Annotated in this window: 15 protein-coding genes and 1 pseudogene; 6 read left to right on the forward strand and 10 right to left on the reverse strand. The window is 69.4% G+C overall.

Annotation, left to right across the window (positions count from 1 at the left end):
• The first annotated feature begins 45 nt into the window (after positions 1-45).
• From msrA to glcF, 3 genes are read left to right on the forward strand one after another with little or no spacing between them, the layout of a single operon-like run.
• A complete protein-coding gene (gene msrA / locus C8P66_RS06490; RefSeq protein WP_245903267.1) occupies positions 46-597 on the forward strand; it encodes a peptide-methionine (S)-S-oxide reductase MsrA in 552 nt (183 codons plus the stop codon).
• 4 nt (positions 598-601) lie between these two features.
• On the forward strand, positions 602-1,027 hold the full coding sequence (msrB, locus tag C8P66_RS06495; RefSeq protein ID WP_111397380.1) for a peptide-methionine (R)-S-oxide reductase MsrB: 426 nt from the start codon (positions 602-604) through the stop codon (positions 1,025-1,027).
• A 28-nt stretch (positions 1,028-1,055) separates the two neighbouring features.
• On the forward strand, positions 1,056-2,399 hold the full coding sequence (gene glcF, locus C8P66_RS06500) for a glycolate oxidase subunit GlcF (RefSeq protein ID WP_111397381.1): 1,344 nt from the start codon (positions 1,056-1,058) through the stop codon (positions 2,397-2,399).
• A 168-nt stretch (positions 2,400-2,567) separates the two neighbouring features.
• Here glcF and C8P66_RS24070 read toward each other — a convergent pair.
• The 5 genes and pseudogenes from C8P66_RS24070 to C8P66_RS06525 all read right to left on the reverse strand — a co-directional run.
• Positions 2,568-2,699, reverse strand: a pseudogene (locus C8P66_RS24070) (NIPSNAP family protein); the annotation flags it as partial.
• A 60-nt stretch (positions 2,700-2,759) separates the two neighbouring features.
• A complete protein-coding gene (locus C8P66_RS06510) occupies positions 2,760-3,254 on the reverse strand; it encodes a cupin domain-containing protein (protein WP_111397383.1) in 495 nt (164 codons plus the stop codon).
• 107 nt (positions 3,255-3,361) lie between these two features.
• Positions 3,362-4,027 (reverse strand): DUF1194 domain-containing protein, encoded by a 666-nt coding sequence (locus C8P66_RS06515; RefSeq protein ID WP_245903269.1) that lies wholly within the window; start codon positions 4,025-4,027, stop codon positions 3,362-3,364.
• A gap of 174 nt (positions 4,028-4,201) precedes the next feature.
• Positions 4,202-4,711, reverse strand: coding sequence for a DUF924 family protein (locus C8P66_RS06520; RefSeq protein WP_245903270.1), 510 nt, complete (start codon positions 4,709-4,711; stop codon positions 4,202-4,204).
• A 42-nt stretch (positions 4,712-4,753) separates the two neighbouring features.
• A complete protein-coding gene (locus C8P66_RS06525) occupies positions 4,754-7,687 on the reverse strand; it encodes an FAD-binding and (Fe-S)-binding domain-containing protein (protein ID WP_245903272.1) in 2,934 nt (977 codons plus the stop codon).
• Positions 7,688-7,771: 84 nt separating this feature from the next.
• On the opposite strand from C8P66_RS06525, the gene C8P66_RS06530 reads away from it, so the two are divergent.
• The gene (locus C8P66_RS06530) at positions 7,772-8,956 is read left to right on the forward strand and encodes a pyridoxal-phosphate-dependent aminotransferase family protein (protein ID WP_111397389.1); all 1,185 of its coding nucleotides are present in this window, start codon (positions 7,772-7,774) and stop codon (positions 8,954-8,956) included.
• 1 nt (position 8,957) lies between these two features.
• On the opposite strand, the gene C8P66_RS06535 is transcribed toward C8P66_RS06530, so the two are convergent.
• A complete protein-coding gene (locus C8P66_RS06535) occupies positions 8,958-10,166 on the reverse strand; it encodes a class I SAM-dependent methyltransferase (RefSeq protein ID WP_158537121.1) in 1,209 nt (402 codons plus the stop codon).
• A gap of 258 nt (positions 10,167-10,424) precedes the next feature.
• Between C8P66_RS06535 and C8P66_RS06540 the strand changes: the two genes are divergently transcribed.
• Complete coding sequence (locus C8P66_RS06540; RefSeq protein ID WP_111397393.1) at positions 10,425-11,123, forward strand: glutathione S-transferase family protein; 699 nt, start codon at positions 10,425-10,427, stop codon at positions 11,121-11,123.
• 41 nt (positions 11,124-11,164) lie between these two features.
• Here C8P66_RS06540 and C8P66_RS06545 read toward each other — a convergent pair whose 3' ends face one another.
• Positions 11,165-11,764: a class I SAM-dependent methyltransferase gene (locus tag C8P66_RS06545; RefSeq protein WP_245903274.1), complete on the reverse strand. Its 600-nt coding sequence runs from the start codon at positions 11,762-11,764 to the stop codon at positions 11,165-11,167.
• A gap of 143 nt (positions 11,765-11,907) precedes the next feature.
• On the opposite strand from C8P66_RS06545, the gene C8P66_RS06550 reads away from it, so the two are divergent.
• The gene (locus tag C8P66_RS06550; RefSeq protein WP_111397396.1) at positions 11,908-13,281 is read left to right on the forward strand and encodes a PleD family two-component system response regulator; all 1,374 of its coding nucleotides are present in this window, start codon (positions 11,908-11,910) and stop codon (positions 13,279-13,281) included.
• Positions 13,282-13,356: 75 nt separating this feature from the next.
• On the opposite strand, the gene rpmG is transcribed toward C8P66_RS06550, so the two are convergent.
• The 3 genes from rpmG to C8P66_RS06565 form a co-directional block, all read right to left on the reverse strand.
• On the reverse strand, positions 13,357-13,524 hold the full coding sequence (gene rpmG, locus C8P66_RS06555) for a 50S ribosomal protein L33 (protein ID WP_111397398.1): 168 nt from the start codon (positions 13,522-13,524) through the stop codon (positions 13,357-13,359).
• Between the two features lie 143 nt (positions 13,525-13,667).
• Positions 13,668-15,098 (reverse strand): S41 family peptidase, encoded by a 1,431-nt coding sequence (locus tag C8P66_RS06560; RefSeq protein WP_111397399.1) that lies wholly within the window; start codon positions 15,096-15,098, stop codon positions 13,668-13,670.
• Between the two features lie 62 nt (positions 15,099-15,160).
• On the reverse strand, positions 15,161-17,668 hold the full coding sequence (locus tag C8P66_RS06565) for a ribonuclease R family protein (protein ID WP_111397401.1): 2,508 nt from the start codon (positions 17,666-17,668) through the stop codon (positions 15,161-15,163).
• Position 17,669 lies beyond the last annotated feature (1 nt).

The raw sequence follows: 17,669 nt of genomic DNA on the forward strand, positions 1-17,669 counted from the left end.
CGGGCCGGTGGCGCCCTACATGAAGCGACCAGACAGGAGGACAGCATGACCGACGGCCCGCTACTGCCAGGATTGCAGCGCACCACCCTCGGCGGCGGCTGTTTCTGGTGCCTCGATGCCGTGTACCGCAAGATGAAGGGGGTACGGTCCAGCCTCTGCGCCTATGCCGGTGGCCACCAGGACAACCCGAGCTATGAGCAGGTCTGCGGCAAGCGGACCGGCCACGCCGAGGTCGTTCAGCTCGATTTCGACCCGGCCGAGGTGTCCTACGCCGATATCCTGAAGGTGTTCTTCACCATCCACGACCCGACCACCCAGGATCGCCAGGGCAATGACGTGGGGCCGCAATACCGCAGCGTCATCTTCCTGCACGATATGAAGCATGAGGCCGAGGCCCGCGCCGCCATGGCCGCGGCCTCCGACCTGTGGGGCGCGCCGGTCGTTACCGAATTGCTGCCCGCACCGAAGGTGTGGGAGGCGGAGGCGGAGCACCAGGACTACTTCGTCCACAACCCCTGGTCCGGCTACTGCATGGCCGTGGTGGCGCCCAAGGTCGCCAAGGCCCGCAAGGGCTACGCCCATCTGATGGAGGCATGAGACGATGAGCTTGTTCGGCAGCAAGAAGCAGGACGCCACGGACTACCCCGTGGAAAAGAGTGAGGCCGAATGGCAGGCGGAGCTGTCGCCCGAGGCCTATCGCGTGCTGCGCAAGCACGGCACCGAGCGCCCCGGCACCAGCACGCTGAACGCCGAAAAACGCCCCGGCACCTTCGCCTGCGCCGGCTGCGGCAAGGAGTTGTTCGACGCGGAGACGAAGTTCGAGAGCGGCACCGGCTGGCCCTCCTTCTTCGCCCCGATCGAGGGCGGCGTGGCGACCACCACCGACCGTTCGCTGTTCATGACCCGGACCGAGGTGCATTGCGCCGATTGCGGCGGGCATCTGGGCCATGTCTTCCCCGATGGGCCGCGCCCGACCGGGCAGCGGTTCTGCATGAACGGCGCCGCCATGGTGTTCCGCCCGGGGTGAGGTAGTCTCGCAGCCTGGGGAGGGCAGGATGCAGACCAGTTTCACCGAGGCGCAGCTACGCGATCCCGACACCCGGGACAGCAACACCATCCTGCGGACCTGCGTCCATTGCGGCTTCTGCACCGCGACCTGTCCGACCTTCGTGCTGCTGGGCGATGAGCTGGATTCGCCCCGCGGGCGCATCTATCTGATCAAGGAGATGCTGGAGGGCGGCAAGCCGGCGACCGAGGAAGTGGTCACCCATGTCGATCGCTGCCTGTCCTGCCTGTCCTGCATGACGACCTGCCCCTCGGGCGTGAACTACATGCATCTGGTCGATCATGCCCGGACCTATATCGAGGACAGCTACATCCGCCCCTGGCCGGAGCGGCTGCTGCGCCGGACGCTGGGCGCCATCCTGCCGTATCCCGCGCGGTTCCGGCTGGCCCTGGCGGGGGCGCGGCTGGCGCGGCCGCTGGCGCGCTTCATCCCCGGGCGCTCGATGACCGCGCAGCGGCTGCGGGCGATGCTGCGGCTGGCGCCGGCTTCGGTGCCGGCGCGCTCCCCGGTCGAGCGGCCAGGGGTGCATCGCGCCATCGGCACGCGCCGGGCGCGGGTGGCGCTGCTGGCCGGCTGCGCGCAGCAGGTGCTGGACCCGGCGATCAACGAGGCGACGATCCGGCTGCTGACCCGCATGGGGGTCGAGGTCGTGGTCGCGAACGGTGCGGGCTGCTGCGGCGCGCTGACCCATCACATGGGCCAGCACGACGCCGCCATGGCGGCGGCACGGCAGAATATCGGGGCCTGGTGGCGCGAGATCGATGGGGAGGGGCTGGATGCGATCGTCGTCAACGCCTCCGGCTGCGGCACCACGGTCAAGGATTACGGCCATATGTTCCGCGAGGAGCCCGAGCCCTGGCGCGGCCGCGCGGCCAGGGTGGCGGCGCTGGCCAAGGATATTTCGGAGCTGCTGGCCGGGCTGGATTACGCGCCGACGCGGCCGGCGCCTGGGCTGAGCATCGCCTACCACTCCGCCTGTTCGCTGCAACACGGCCAGCGCGTCACCGCCGAGCCGAAGACCTTGCTGACCCGCGCCGGCTTCACCGTGCGCGAGCCGGCCGAGGCGCATCTCTGCTGCGGCAGCGCCGGCACCTACAATCTGATGCAGCCCGAGATCGCCGGCCAGTTGAAGACGCGCAAGCTGGCCAATCTGGACCGCACCGGCGCCGATCTGATCGCGGCGGGGAACATCGGCTGTCTGACGCAGCTTGGCGATGGCGCAATGCCGGCCGTGCATACCGTGGCACTGCTGGACTGGATGGCGGGCGGGCCGGAACCCGCGGCTGTGACACAGGTCATGGCGCGGCGCGCAGCCTTGCTGCCGGCCATATGATTCCGTTCTGAAGCTGTTGCATGATGCACCCTCAGGATGTTGACGAGCGGGGGTCAGCACATAAGAGGCAATCGCGCGCAGCGTGAAACTATCGAGGCTTTCGAGCGCCCGCCCAGGCGGTGCCGATGGTCCCGGCGCCGATCAGCGCGACGCGCGACAGCGGGGCACTCATCGGATCGGCGAGAAGGCTGATGGCGTCAGGATGCGCGTGGTCTGCACATCCGGAAGATCGCCGACCATGCCGAGATGGGCCTGCCATTCCGGATCGGCCAGCATCGTCGCGCGGCGGCGGGCACGGTCGTCGAGATCAGTTCGCCGATCTCGGTGGTGAAATAGCCGAGGAAGGTGCCGAGATGCGGATCACGCCTTGGGCGGCAGCGTGCCGAAGACCGTCTCGGCCTCGATCTGCAGCACATCGGCGGGGCGGGGGAAGGGCGCGGGCGCCGGGTCCCCGGGCTTCCGCGCCCGGCCGATGCGGGCGAAGAAGGTCTCAAGCCCGCCAGGCATCATCAGCCACATGAAGGTCATCTGGCCATCGCCGGAGGCCTGGAAGCGATGCGGCCGGTTCCTGCCGATGAAGAGACAGGTGCCCTTGTTCAGCGGATGCTTGTCCTTGCCATCCAGCAGCGCCTCGCCATGGCCCTCGAGGATGAAGATCACCTCCTCATTGTCGGGATGGACGTGTTCACGCACGAAGCAATCCGGATCGACGGTCTGCGTGCCCATCGAGAAGGGCGTCTCGGCGCCGATCTCCTTGGAGGCGAGCAGGCAGCGCACGAAGCCATTGGCCGGGACCGGCTGCCAGAAGGAAACCGCGTCGTCCGGCTGGACGATGACAAGGGGGGCATCGGGCATCAGGCGGTCCTGGATCTGGTGATGGGGAAGGCATGGCTGGGGGCGAGCAGCGTGGTCAAGGCCTCCGCCCTGCGGCCGATGTGCGGCGGGGGCGGGGGCGGGGGCGTTCAGGCGAAGGCGCGTTCCACCAGCGGCCCGGGGGCGGCGGCGACCTCGCGCACGATCTTCCGCTTCACCGCGGTCTCAAAGGATTCGAAGCCCTCGGCGACCATCAGGAAGGAGCCGGGGCCGCCGATCACCTCGTCGCGGTAATACTCGTCGAGCGGCGGCGTGATGGCGGCGACGGCGGGCGGCTGCGGCGTGCGGTCGAGCACCGCGAGGCCGTTCACGATCACCCCGGCGTCCAGCAGGTCCTGCCGCGCCTGGGCAACCGGTCGGCCGGAGTTGTTGACCCCATCGCCGGAGATGTCGACCACCTGCCGCGTACCTTCGAAGGCCTGGCCGAATTGCTGCCCGGCATAGGCCATGGCGCCGCTGATGGAGGTGTAGAGCCAGGTCGTGCGCGGGGCGGCATCGATGGCCTGCGCCACGCGCTCGGCCTCCGCCATGTCGCCGATCCGCATCCAGGGCACGAGCGTGTTCTGGATGTTCCAATCCGACCAGGTGAAGAGGGTGATGCCGATGGCGCCGATGGCGCCGCGACTGATCCCGTTGATCAGCTGCGGATCACGGAAGGCGCTGGCATAGCCGCGGAACTGCATCTCCTGCTCCTCGGAATCCACCGAGCGGGAGACGTCCACAGCGAGCACCAGCTCGACATCGACAGGTTCCATCGCCCGTGCGGGGCGAATGAGCGCGGGCGTCGCGAGGGCAAGTCCAGCCCCGAACAAACCTCGGCGCGACAATGCGCTGTAAAGCATCCTAGACCTCCATCCTGAGGCCGTCGTGCTGGCAATCTTCCCGGGGCGGAGTTTACCGTGGGGTTTTTGTGCGGTGCAACATTATTGTCAGAACCCGGAGCCAGGGGTGTCCAGGTAGGTTTGTTCCGCAACGGTATTGCTGCGTCCGAGCACCGCATTGCGATGGGGAAAGCGGCCAAACCGGCGGATAACCGCGCGATGCCGCCAGGCATAGTCGATGGCGCCGCCCGGGGCGGCATGGCGCGGCGTGTCGCGCAGGCCCTCGAACAGCGTGACCGAGAGGTCCTGGTCCGCCATCAACTCGGCGTGTTCGAAGGGCAGGTACAGGAAGGCGCGTTCGATCGGCGTCAGCGCGAGATCGAAGCGCCGGACCAGCACCGCCTGTCGCGCCACGGCGCGTGCCTCGGCGTCGGAGGCGAAGGCGGCGGGGCTGCCGCGATGCAGGTTGCGCGGCAATTGGTCGAGCGCCAGGCACAGCGCCAGCGCGCCCTTCGGCGTCTCCGCCCAATCGGCCGGCGGGGCGCAGCGCGCCGAATTTTTCCCGCAGCGCCGCATCGAAGGCATCGTCTCGGCGGAACCAGATCTGGCGCCAGCCATCGGGGCCATCGGCGAACCAGACATCGAGCAGGGCATCAGGCGTCATCGCAGCGCCGCATCCATCACGCGTATCGAATGCAGCGCCGGTCGCCCCGCGAGATCGGCGATCTGGTGCCGGCAGGAGGTGCCATCGGCGATGATGATGTCCTCGGCCGCCGCGGCACGCACCGCCGGGACCAGCGACAGCCCGGCCATGGCGCGGGAGGCCTCCTGCTTCTCCGCCGCATAGCCGAAGGCCCCGGCCATGCCGCAGCAGGAGGAGGTGATGGGTTTTGCCCGCAGCCCCGGGATCACCTGCAAGGCCGCCAGCGCCGCGGGGAAGGCGCCAAAGGCTTTTTGGTGGCAGTGGCCATGCACATGCGCGGTGACCGGCGTGTCGCGATAGGCGATGTCGGGCCGCTTCGCCGCGATCCACTCGGACAGCAGGAAGGCGCGCGCCGCCAGCGCCGCTGTCTCCGGCCCCGGCAGCAGCGAGGCGAACTCATCGCGCAGGGTCAGCAGGCAGGACGGTTCCAGCCCGAGCACCGGAAGATCAGGATGCAGCGCCAAGGCGTCCAGCATGCGCCGCGCCTCGGCCCGCGCCTGCTCCACCATGCCGGCCGCGAGGTAGGTGCGTCCGCAGCACAGCGGCCGCGCACCCTTCGTGCTCTGCGCGATGATCGCGCGATATCCCGCAGCGCGCAGCACGCGCCGCGCGGCGCGCAAATTCTCGGGTTCGTAGTAGCGGTTGAAGGTATCGGCGAGCAGCAGCACGTCGCCCTTCGCCCCCGGGGCATCGCCCGAGGCTTCGGCGTCACGGAAGGCATTGCCGACGAAGCGGGGCAGGGGGCGCGCGGTGGCGATGCCGAGCACGCGTTCCGCCAGCCAGCGCCCGCCCGGAAACCACTCGCGGATATTGGCCAACACCGGCGCCACCGCCGCAAAGCGCGCCCAGCGCGGCAGGCTCGCCACCACCCGGTCGCGCAGCGGCACCCCATGAGTTTTCGCACGCGCGGCCAGGACCTCGATCTTCATCTTGGCCATGTCCACGCCGGTCGGGCATTCCCGCTTGCAGCCTTTGCAGGACACGCAAAGCGACATCGCCTCGGCCACCGCATCGGAGGCCAGCGCCTCCGGCCCCAACTGCCCGGTCAGCGCGAGGCGCAGCGTATTGGCGCGGCCGCGGGTCAGATGCGCCTCGTCGCGCGTGGCGCGGTAGGAGGGGCACATCGTCCCGGCATCGAATTTCCGGCAGGTGCCGTTGTTGTTGCACATCTCGACCGCGCCCAGCAGCCCGCCGAGCGGGCCGGGGTAGGCCGACCAATCCAGCACCGGCTTCACGGCCTCATCGGCGGCGTAACCGGGGCCGTAGCGGAACAGGCTGCGGTCATCCATGCGCGGAGCCTTGGTGATCTTGCCCGGGTTCAGCAGCCCGGTGGGATCGAAGGCGTCCTTGACCTGCTCGAAGGCCCGCACGATCCGCGGCCCGAACATGCTCTCGTGGAACTCGGAGCGGACGATGCCATCGCCATGCTCGCCGCTATGGCTGCCCTTGTATTCGCGCACCAGCGCGAAGCACTCCTCGGCGATGGCGCGCATGGTGCGGATATCGGCGCCGTCCTTCATGTTCAGCACCGGCCGCACATGCAGGCAGCCGACCGAGGCATGCGCGTACCAGGTGCCCTTGGTGCCGTGTTTCTCGAACACATCGTTCAAACGCTCGGTGTAGTCGGCAAGATCGTCGAGCCCGACCGCGCAATCCTCGATGAAGGAGACCGGTTTTCCGTCGCCCTTCATGCTCATCATGATGTTCAGCCCGGCCTCGCGCACCTCGGCGATGGCGGCCTGGAACGGCGCATCCACCGCGCGCACCACGGCGCCGGGCAGGCCGAGGTCGGCCATCATCTCATCCAGCAGCACCAGTTTCTGCAGCAGCGGCCCATCCTCGTGGCCATGGAATTCGACGATCAAAATGCTGTCCGGTTCGCCCAACACCATGCGGTCGATGGTCGCGCGATAGATCGGGATGGAACGGCCGAGGTCGATCATCGTCCGATCGACCAGCTCCACCGCTTCCGGGTCCAGCGTCACCAGATGCCGCGCCGCATCCATCGCGCGCCGGAACGTGGGGAACTGGCAGATGCCCAGGACCTTGCGCGGCTTGATCGGCCAGAGCTTCAGCTCCAGCGCCGCCGAAAACGCCAGCGTGCCCTCTGAGCCCACCAGCAGCCGCGCGAGGTTGCCCCGCCCCGCCGCGCGCCCCTGCGGCGTCAGCGCATCCAGGTTGTAGCCGCCCACCCGGCGAAGCTGGTCCGGGAAGCGGGCAGCGATCTCCGCCGCCTCGGCCGCGCCCAGCGCATGCAGCCGGGCGACCAGATCATTTTTGGGCCCCGCCTCGGAAAATCGCGCCATGCTGCCATCGGCCAGGATGGCGTCGATCGCGCGCACGTTGTCGGCCATCAGCCCGTAGCGGATGGACTTGCTGCCGCAGGAATTGTTCGCGGCCATGCCACCGATGGTGCAGCGCTGCCAGGTCGAGGGATCGACCGGGAAGAATTGCCCCGTGGGCTTCAGCGCCTCGTTCAGCGCGCCGAGGGTGATGCCGGGCTGCACCGTGACGCTCTGGCCCTCCACGGCCAGGACGTTGCGCAGATATTTGGTGCAATCCAGCACCAGTGCGGCATTCACCGTCTGCCCGCATTGGCTGGTGCCGCCGCCGCGCGGCAGTACCGGCACGCCTTCCTCGCGTGCGATCTGCATCGCCGCGGTCACATCGGCCATGCTGCGCGGCACCACCACGCCCACCGGCGCCATCTGGTAGATGCTGGCATCGGTGCTGTAGCGGCCGCGGTCGCCGGCGCCGAACAGCACCTCGGCATCCGTCTCCCGCTTCAGGCGGGCGGCGAGGCGTGGGTCGCCGGCGGCGATGCGGGACTGGGAGATGGCATTCATGACGGGCAGGCTAGCCGCCTCGCGCGATCCTGTCGCATCAGTCATGCTCATGGGTTCAAGCGGGCGAACTCATTGGCCGCACGGCGGCGGTGGCCCTAGAAACCGCCCCGATACCCCCGGAGACGACCCATGGCCTATTTCCAGTCCCAGCCCCGCGCCGGCCGTCATTTCCTGCAGATCCCGGGGCCGACCAATGTGCCGGACCGCGTGCTGCGCGCGCTGGACAACCCGACCATGGACCATCGCGGCCCGGATTTCGGCATCTTGGGGTCGCGCATCCTGGCCAAGCTCCAGCCCGTCTTCGGCACCACCCAGCCCGTCATCATCTTCCCCGCCAGCGGCACCGGCGCCTGGGAAGCCGCTTTGGTCAACACCCTTTCCCCCGGCGACCGGGTGCTGATGTGCGAGACCGGCTGGTTCGCCCACCTCTGGGAGGAGATGGCCGGCCGCCTCGGCATCCTCTCCGAGCTGATCGCCACCGACTGGCGCCGGGGTGCCGATGTGGCGGCGATCGAGGCGCGGCTGCGCGCCGACACCGGCCATACCCTCAAGGCCGTCTGCGTCGTCCACAACGAGACCAGCACCGGCGCCACCAGCCGTGTCGATGAGGTCCGCCGCGCCATCGACGCCGCCGGGCACCCGGCGCTCCTGCTGGTGGACACGATCTCCTCGCTCGGCTCCATCGCCGTCCAGCACGATGCCTGGGGCGTGGATGTCACCGTCTCGGGTAGCCAGAAGGGCTTGATGCTGCCCCCCGGCCTCTCCTTCAACGCGGTGAGCAAGAAGGCGCTCGCGGCGGCCGAGACGGCCGGATGCGCGCGTTCCTTCTGGGACTGGCGGCCGATGCTGGCGGCCAATGCCACGGGCTACTTCCCCTATACCCCCGCGACCAACATGCTCTACGCGCTGGATACCGCGCTCGACATGCTGAACGAGGAAGGGCTGGACAATGTCTTCGCCCGCCACGACCGCCACGCCGAGGCGACCCGTCGTGCCGTCCGCGCCTGGGGGCTGGAGGTGCAATGCGAGGACCCGCGGCATTATTCCTCGGCGCTGACCGCCGTGCGCGTGCCGGAGGGGACGAGTGCGGACGGGCTGCGGTCCACGATCCTCCAGAAATTCAACATGAGCCTGGGCAATGGCCTCGGGCAGTTGAAGGACCGGGTGTTCCGCATCGGCCATCTCGGCGATTTCAGCGATCTCGCCCTGATGGGCACGCTCTCGGGCGTGGAGATGGGGCTGCGTGCTGCCGGCGTCCCGCACAAGGACGAGGGCGTGCGCGCGGCGATGGACTATCTGGCGGGCAACGCCTGAGTCACGAAATCCAGGGCGTGCCCTCGGGCGTGAGCAGGAACCAGCAGACCATCTCCGACACCAGGTCGAAGCTATAGGCGGCGCCGGGCGGCAGGTTGGGCAGGACGACGCTGACCTCCGTCCACCCGCCGGGCTGCCAGATCCCATGTGGCAAATGCACCCGCCGCACGTTGCGGTCGAGGCTGCCATCCGGATCGCGCCGCAGCACGCCGACATTGACCGACCCCGCCTTGCCGCCCGAGGGCAGCCAGCGATAGGGGCCGGAATTCTCCACCCGGAGCCGCACGGTGAAGCCGGCGCGGGTCTTCTCCACATTGAGCACCCGCAGCTTCCCCGGCCCGGTTTCCGGCGCCTGGGGGTGGGGGATGTGGCTGCTGTCCTCGGCCCCGCCACCGCGATGCAAGGAGAACAGCCGCAGGCTGCGGATGGTGGGATCGACCGCGCGGAACACCGTCTCAACCATGGCGGGTCCGGGGGTCTCGCCGCGCCGGGCACGGTCCACCTCACGCAGGAACTCCGGGACCGGCAGGGTGGGCACGACCGAACTCGGCATCGCCACGGTGCCGTCCACGAAGCCGACCTCCTTGGCCAAGGTGAAGATCTCGCCGAGATCCACGTCGTTCTCGATCACGCCGAAGTTCCGCATCTCGGCCTGCGAGCCCTCGCTGCGGGAATGGGTCTCATCCGGCTCGACGAAGACGGCGATGCCGGCGGGGCGCAGCACCCGGGCCATCTCGGCCAGCACGGGGCGATAGGCGGGGACGTGGTGCAGCGCATCGAAACAGAGGATGCGATCGACCGAGGCATCGGGCAGCGGCAGCCGCGCGCCCTCGATCAAATGGTAGGAGATGCGCGGCACCAGATCCGGTTCACGTTCGCGTGTGAAGGCATCGGCGAGATCCAGCGCCGACTGCGCGATATCGCAGGAGGCCGCGTTCATCCCGAGCCGGGCGACGACGCGCGACAGCCAGCCGCCGCCGCTGCCGAAATCCAGCACCTTGGCATTGGGAAAGGGCTGCATCAGTTGCAGCACCGCATGGAGGCGGAACAGGAAGCCAGGCGCCAGCTCGATCGCCATGAAGGGCTTGAACAGATCCTTGCTGTCGAGCGGGCGGCCCTGGAAATACCCGTCGGCGCGGCGGGCGTGCTCGGCCTCGTCAAAGTGCCGGATCAGCTTCTTGACGTCGATCAGGCCGGTTGCGTCGGACAAATATTCGGGCAGCATCCACCTCTCCGATCCCGGTCCGGCCGGGCGCGCCGCCCCATCCATCGCAGGAAGGGCGGTTACTCTATCTTTGGGTATCATACCCGGCGACGGCGGTGCAGAGCCAGTCTTGCGTGTGCCGAATGAATACGGATCGCTATTTCACTTTCAGTAAATATGGTATCGCAGGATATGGGACCGTCTGCGTTGCGGACGCCGCCGATTGGTGCCACCTGCACCAAATTCTGCCGCAGGAGCAGCCCCATGCCGATCGACGTCTGGACCTGGCCGACCCCCAACGGACATAAGGTTCACATCACCCTGGAGGAGCTGGGGCTCCCCTATACCGTGGTGCCGGTGAACATCGGTGCGGGGGAACAATTCCGCCCGGATTTCCTGGCGCTGACCCCGAACCACCGCATTCCCGCCATCCATGATCCGGACGGGCCGGGCGGCAAGCCGCTGGCCCTGTTCGAATCCGGCGCCATCCTGATCTATCTGGCCGAGAAGGCCGGCCGGCTGATCCCCGCCGATCCCGCCGCGCGGTGGGTCTGCCTGCAATGGCTGATGTTCCAGATGGGCGGGGTGGGGCCGATGTTCGGCCAGTACAACCACTTCGCGGCCTATGCGCCGGAGAAGCTGCCCTACGCCATCGAGCGCTACCGCAACGAGGTCCAGCGTCTGCATCGCGTGTTGGAAAAGCGTCTGTCGGAGGTTCCCTATTTGGCGGGTGAGGAATACTCCATCGCCGATATCGCGACCTTCCCCTGGATTCGGAACCCGGACCGGCGTGGGGTCGATCTGGCCGATTTCCCGGCCGTGAAGGCCTGGCACGATACGATCGCCGCCCGGCCCGCGGTGCAGCGTGGGGTGGAGGTGCTGGCCGCGAACCAGCGCCGCGGCACCATCAGCCCGTCCGAACGGGAAAACCTCTTCGGCCAGACCCAGTTCGCGGCCCGCTGAGACGCATGTCGCGACCCTCGGTCCCAGGCCCGCGGGGCTGCTCAGCCCGTGGGGCGATACCGCCAGACGCTCGCGGGGGGAAAGTTCAGCGGCGTCCAGGCCTCGCGCTTGGCGAGCAGGGACAGGCTGTCCTTGGGCAGCGGCGACGTCACACAGTAGGAATAGAGCAGGAAGCCACGCCCCGGGGCCACCGACTCGACCGCCTGGACGAAGCGGCGCTGCTGCTCCAGCGGCAGCAGCACCAGCGGGATGCCGCAGATCGCGGTACCGATGCGGCCATGCACCTCGGGCGGGAGCACATTCTCAAGGTCGAACGCATCGCCGCAGAGCACGGTGACGCCCGGAAGGGCCGCTCTGAGGTGTTCGGCCATCTCCGGGACGATCTCGACGACGATCAGCCGCTCCGGCGGCACCCCGGCCGCCAGCAGCGCGCGCGAGACGACGCCGGTGCCGGCGCCAAGTTCCACCACCATCTGGTCAGGGCCATGCACCGTATGCCGCGCGATGCGCCGGCAGAGGGCAGGGCTGGACGGGATGATGGACCCCATCTGCAGCGGGTTTTTCAGCCAGCGACGGAAAAACAACGTCGCGTTGGTGACGTTGCTCGCCGAAGGCGCCGGCCCCATGGTGATCCCGCTCATACGCATCTCCGTGACAGAACGATGACATATCAAGAACTTAACTCAGGACCGTCCTTACGCCATCCGCGCCGTGACGCAAGGGCTGCCCCCTTGGGCTACCGTTCCGGTTCCGATATACGGACCCCTTTCCGGGAGACGGCTGCATGACTGCTCGCGTTCTGGTCGTCGATGACATCAACGCGAATCTGCGTCTGCTGGAAGCCAAGCTCAACGCCGAATACTACGAGGTCGCGACCGCCCCTTCCGGTGGCGAGGCCTTGGCCCTGGCCAGTTCCTGGTCCCCGGATGTCATCCTGCTCGATGTGATGATGCCCGGCATGGACGGCTATGAGGTCTGTCGCCGGCTCAAGGCCAATCCGGCCACGGCGCATATTCCGGTGGTCATGATCACCGCGCTGGTGGACCCCGCCGAACGGGTGCGGGGGCTGGAGGCGGGCGCGGACGACTTCCTGTCCAAGCCTGTGGATGATGCGACGCTCTTCGCCCGGCTGCGCGCCTTGCTGCGGATGAAGCAGGTGCTTGACGCCTGGCGGCTGCGGACCGAGACGGCGCGGGGCCTGGGCTTCGCCGAGCCGCAAGGCCCCAATGAATCCATCGCCGGCGCCCGCGCCCTGATCCTGACCGAGGACCGCAACGAGGGCGAGGCGCTGCTGCGGGTGCTGACCGCCGATGGGCTGGACGTGCTGGTCACCTCCGACCCCGCCGATGGCATGGCGCGGCTGCATGAGGGCACCTTCGACCTCGCCATCCTGTCGCTGTCCCTGGGCGGGGAGGCGGAGGCGCTGCGCCTCGCCTCGCGCCTGCGGGCGCAGGCGAGCACGCGCGACCTGCCGGTGGTGCTGCTGGCCGATCCCAGCCAGAAGCAGGCGGTGCTGCGCGGCTTCGACCTTGGCGCCAATGACAATGTGCTGCGTCCGGTCGATGCGAACGAACTGCGGGCGCGGGCGCGCAACCAGATCCGGCGCCGGCGCTACCAGGAGCGGCTGCGTTCCGACCTCGACCGCTCGCTGGAAATGGCCGTCACCGACAGCCTGACCGGGCTCAGGAACCGCCGCTATGTCGAGCGGCACCTGGAGGGCCTGCTGCGGAGCGGCGGTGCCGGGGTGCTGCTGATGGACGTGGATCGCTTCAAGCGTGTCAACGACGGCTATGGCCACGCGGCCGGCGATACCGTGCTGCAGGAAGTGGCGCGCCGTCTGGCGGCCCAGCTTCGCGCCGTGGATGTGGTCGCGCGCTGGGGCGGGGAGGAGTTCCTGGTGGTTCTGGCCAGCCCGCCGGAGGAGGATTCCGCCTTGGTCGGCGAAAGGCTGCGTGCCGCGATCGCCCAGACGCCGATGGATGCCGGGGGCATCAGCCTGCCGATCACCATCAGCGTCGGCGTGGCCATCACCGGCCCGGGGGCGACGCCGGATGCCTTGATCGCCGCCGCCGATGCGGCGCTCTACCGGGCCAAGGAGAATGGCCGCAACCGGGTCGAAACCGCGTTGCCCCAGGACTGGGCCGCCGCCGCGACCTGAGGCCGGCCAGCAAACATAAAAAAGGCGAGGAGCCTGCGCTCCCCGCCCCGGATGGGCCTGCCTTGGCGGCTCAGATCACTTGATCTTGGCTTCCTTGAACTCGACGTGCTTGCGCGCGACGGGATCGTACTTCCGCATCGCCATCTTGCCGGTCATGTTCCGGGTGTTCTTCTTGGTCGTGTAGAAATAGCCGGTATCGGCGGTGCTCACCAGCTTGATCAGGATCGTGTTCGACTTGGCCATGGTTCGGCTTCCGGTTCGTGGTCGCGGCACGCCGAGCGCGCCAGAAATAACATCGGGCCGCGGATGTCGCGGCCGTCCTCAGGCGCGCAACCTAGCGTCGCCGGCGCCAGGGTCAACCTCCAAAATGCTGGTAGGCATGGGTGTTACCGGGCCACAGCCGCGCGATAGGCGGTGGGATCGGCCAGCAGTGCCCGCGCCGCCACAAGATCGGACGGCCGCCCCTCCGCCGGCGGGCAGACCGAGCGCAGCGCCAGGATCTCGCTGCCCAGCACCGGATCGCGGGCCTCACGCTGCCGCGCCAGGGTCGGGCCCATCGGATGCTGGCCCTGGGAGAGCCGGGCCAGCTCCTCCGCCTGGGCCTCCTCGCCGAGCGAGGTGCAGACTGCCGGAATCACCCCCAGCCCCTGCAACGGCCAGCCGGAGGGGGCGAGGATGCGCGACCAGGACAGCGACAGCTCCGCCCCGTTCGGCAGCGGCACCAGCAACTGGATCAGCCCCTTGCCCATGCTGGTGCTGCCGACCAGCGCCGCCCGGCCGCGATCGCCGAGGGCCGCTGCGACCACCTCGGCCGCCGAGGCGCTGCGGCCATCGATCAGCACCACCACGGGCCGGCCCTCGGCCAGATCCAGCTTCTCCCCGCGCCAGACGCGGATCGAGTCGGGGTGGCGGCCGGTGGTGCGGACGATCACCCCGTTGTCGAGGAAGGCATCGGCCATCGCCAGCGCCTGGGTCAGCACCCCGCCGCGATTGCCGCGCAGGTCCAGCACCACCCCATGCGGTGGCCGGTCGCCGGAAAACGCATCCAGCAAGGCATAGGCGACATCGGCGCCGCTGAAGGAGGAGAAGGCCGCGACCCGCAGCCACAGCACCCCCTCGCGCAACTCGGCCTGCACCGTTTCCGGCGGCACCAGGCGGCGGATCAGGCTCACCTCCCAGCGGCGGCTGTCGCGCTGCATGCGCAGCACGGTGGCGCTGCCCGGCGGACCTTCGAGCAAGGCGGCGGCGGTGCCCAGGTCCCGCGCTGAAAGCCCGACGCCATCGACCGCGAGGACGCGGTCCCCCTCCCGCAGCCCCGCCTCGGCGGCCGGGCCACCGGGGGTGATGACGCTCAGCACCACCTGGTCGGCACGGCCGGCGGCCAGCCGCAGCCCGAGCCCGGATTGCCCGACCCGTCGCGTCCGCGCCGCGCGGGCGTCCTCGGCCGACCAGTAGCGGCTATAGGGGTCGAGGTGGTTGAACAACTCGTCGAAGCTGCTGGCCAGCATCCGGTCGCTGCCGGCGCGGCGCAGTGGGGAGGAGGCGTTCCAAGCCACCATCTGGATCGCGGTCAGCGCCTCGGCCAGGGTCTCGGGGGTCGCGCCGGCGGGTGGCAGGGGCAGGTCGGCGATCACCTGCCCGGCGGCCAGCAGGCGCAGCCGCTCGCCCTGGCGCGAGGCTTGGCGGTTGGCGGTCAGCACCGGGTCCAGCACCGACAGGCCGCGCAGCGACCACAGCGCCAGATCATCCGGGGCGGCCGCCGACACGTGGCGTTCGAGGATCACGGTCAGGGCCGCGGTCCAGACCTCGCGGACCATGCCACGCGGGAACTCCTGCGCGGCCGCCGGGCCGCACAGGACGACCAGCAGGACGAGGAGCCTCAGCGCCGCCGCGACCGTCCTTTGGGCGCGCCGCGCCGCTGGCCTTCGGTCGGGTCGCCCTGGCGCAGGCGGAATTGCAGGCTGCCGGTGCGGGCGTCGGCCGTGACCAACTCCGCCTCGGCCGCATCGCCCAGGGTGAAGGTCAGGCGCGTCCGTGCGCCGCTCAGGCGGTGTGCCGCATCTTCGTGAAGCCATCGATCGTCGGGCAAGCTCGCTAGGGGCACGAGTCCGCTCGCACCATTCTCCTGGATGGTGACGAAGAGACCGAAGCCCGTCACCCCGCTGATTCTCACGTCAAATGTCTGGCCGATGCGTTCTGACATATAGGCCGCGAGGTAGCGGTCCACGGCATCGCGTTCGGCCAGGGCCGCGCGGCGCTCGGTGGCGGTAATGTGCTCGGCGGTATCGGGCAGCCGGGCCGCATCCTCGGGCGGCAGCCCGTCTTTTCCGAGACCAAGACCCGCGATCAGCGCCCGGTGCACGCAAAGATCGGCATAGCGGCGGATCGGGCTGGTGAAATGCGCATAGCGGCTGAGCGCCAGGCCGAAATGCCCGATATTTTCCGGCGCATAGGCGGCCTGGGACTGGCCGCGCAGCACCGCCTCGTTCACCACCCGCTCCTCCGGCGTGTCGCGCACTTTTTCGAGAACACCGGAGAAATCGCGCGGATGCAGCACATTCGAGGGCGGCAGCCGCAGCCCCAGCGTGCCGAGGAACAGCCGCAGCCCCTCCAGCTTCACATCGGAGGGCCGGTCGTGGATTCGGTAGACGCAGGGCTGGTGCAGCCGCTCCAGCTCCTCGGCGGCGCAGACATTGGCCAGCACCATGAATTCCTCGATCAGCTTGTGGCTGTCGCGGCGGGGGCGGGGGAGGACGGCCTCGACCGTGCCGTCCTCCCCCAGGATCACCTTCCGTTCCGGCAGGTCCAGTTCCAGCGTGCCGCGGGCCTGGCGCGCGGCCAGAAGCGCGCGGAAGGCGCCGTAGAGATGCGCCCGGGTGCCACCGGGCAGATCCGCCAGCGCGTCCTCGGCATCCTGCACCTGGTCATAGGTGAGGCGGGCGGCGCTGCGCATCAGCCCGCGGCCAAACCGATGGGCATGCTTCACCCCATCCGGGCCGATCCGCATTTCTACGAAGAGGCAGCCGCGTTCCTCCTCGGGCTTCAGGCTGCACCAGCCGTTGGACAGCGCCTCCGGCAGCATGGGGATGACGCGATCGGGGAAATAGACGCTGTTGCCGCGGGTCCAGGCCTCGCGGTCCAGGTCGCTGCCGGGGCGGACGTAATGCGCGACATCGGCGATGGCGACGATCACCAGCCAGCCATTGCCATCCGGCTCGGCGAAGACCGCATCGTCGAAATCGCGGGCGTCCTCGCCGTCGATGGTGATCAGCGGTGTGTTGCGCAGATCCTCGCGGGTGCCGAGCGGGGTGCCGGTCGCGGCCTCGGCCTCGGCCACAGCCTCGGGTGGGAAGGTGTCGGGGATGCCATGCATATGCACGCAGAGCAGGCTGATCGAGCCCGCGCTGCCCGATGGCCCCAGCCGCTCCACGATTTTCGCGGCGCGTGGGCCGAGATGGGCGGAGGGCAGCGGCTCGGCCAGCACGATCTCATCCCGTTGCGCGCCCATGGTCTGGTCGGGCGGGACGGTCCATTCGGCCTTGTGGCGGCGGTCGCTCGGCTGGATGCGCTTGCCGTCGAACACGCCGAGCACCCGGCGGGGCGAGACGGCGGCGATGCGCTTGAAGGTGCGGCCTTCATACTTGTCGCCGCCGATCCAGCGCAGCCGCGCCAGCACCTTCTCGCCCGGGCCAAGCGCCGGCTGCCCGGCGGCTTCGGGTTTCATGAAGATGATCGGCGGGCGGGTTCCGGGCGGATGGCCGACCGGCTTGGCGATGGTCTCGCCATCGGCATCGCTGCCGGTGACCTCGACCACGGTCATTTCCGGCAGGCGGCCATCGGTGCGGGGCTTGTGCGGGGGCGCGTCGGACTCCGGCTCGCGGCGGGGCTTGGCGCGGACCGGCGCGGGCGGCGGCGGCGGGGCGGCGATGCCGCGGCGGCCGGCGGGGACGGCCGAGCCTTCGGCCTTCAGCCCCACCATCAGGTCGCGCAGCGCACCGCGCTGGTCGGCGTTCAGGCCGAAATGGCGGGCAATGGTGCTCTTGTCCACGCGGCCGGTGCGGCTCGCGAGATAGGCGCGCAATTCGGCGCGGGTCGGCAGTGGCGCCTCGCCGGTGGCCGGCCGGGCGCGCCGGGTCGGGCGAGGGACGGGGGCTTCGTCGGCCGCGATTTCCAGCGCGCCGAGGCGGCGCTTCTTGCCGCGCGGGCCCTTGTCCGGCACCGGCGCCGGGCTGGTCTCCTCCGGCGCCTCGCTCGGATTCTCGGCGCTGGGGGGGGCAGGAGGTGCCGGGGTACGGTGGCGCCAGGCCTTGATCGCGGTCTTGGCGCCGCGCGGCTTGGTCGCGCCCGCCTTCGCCGCAGGTCCGGCACGTGTGGGCCGGCGCGCCATC

The organism is Humitalea rosea, from assembly GCF_003253705.1.
Classification (GTDB): Bacteria; Pseudomonadota; Alphaproteobacteria; order Acetobacterales; family Acetobacteraceae; genus Humitalea; species Humitalea rosea.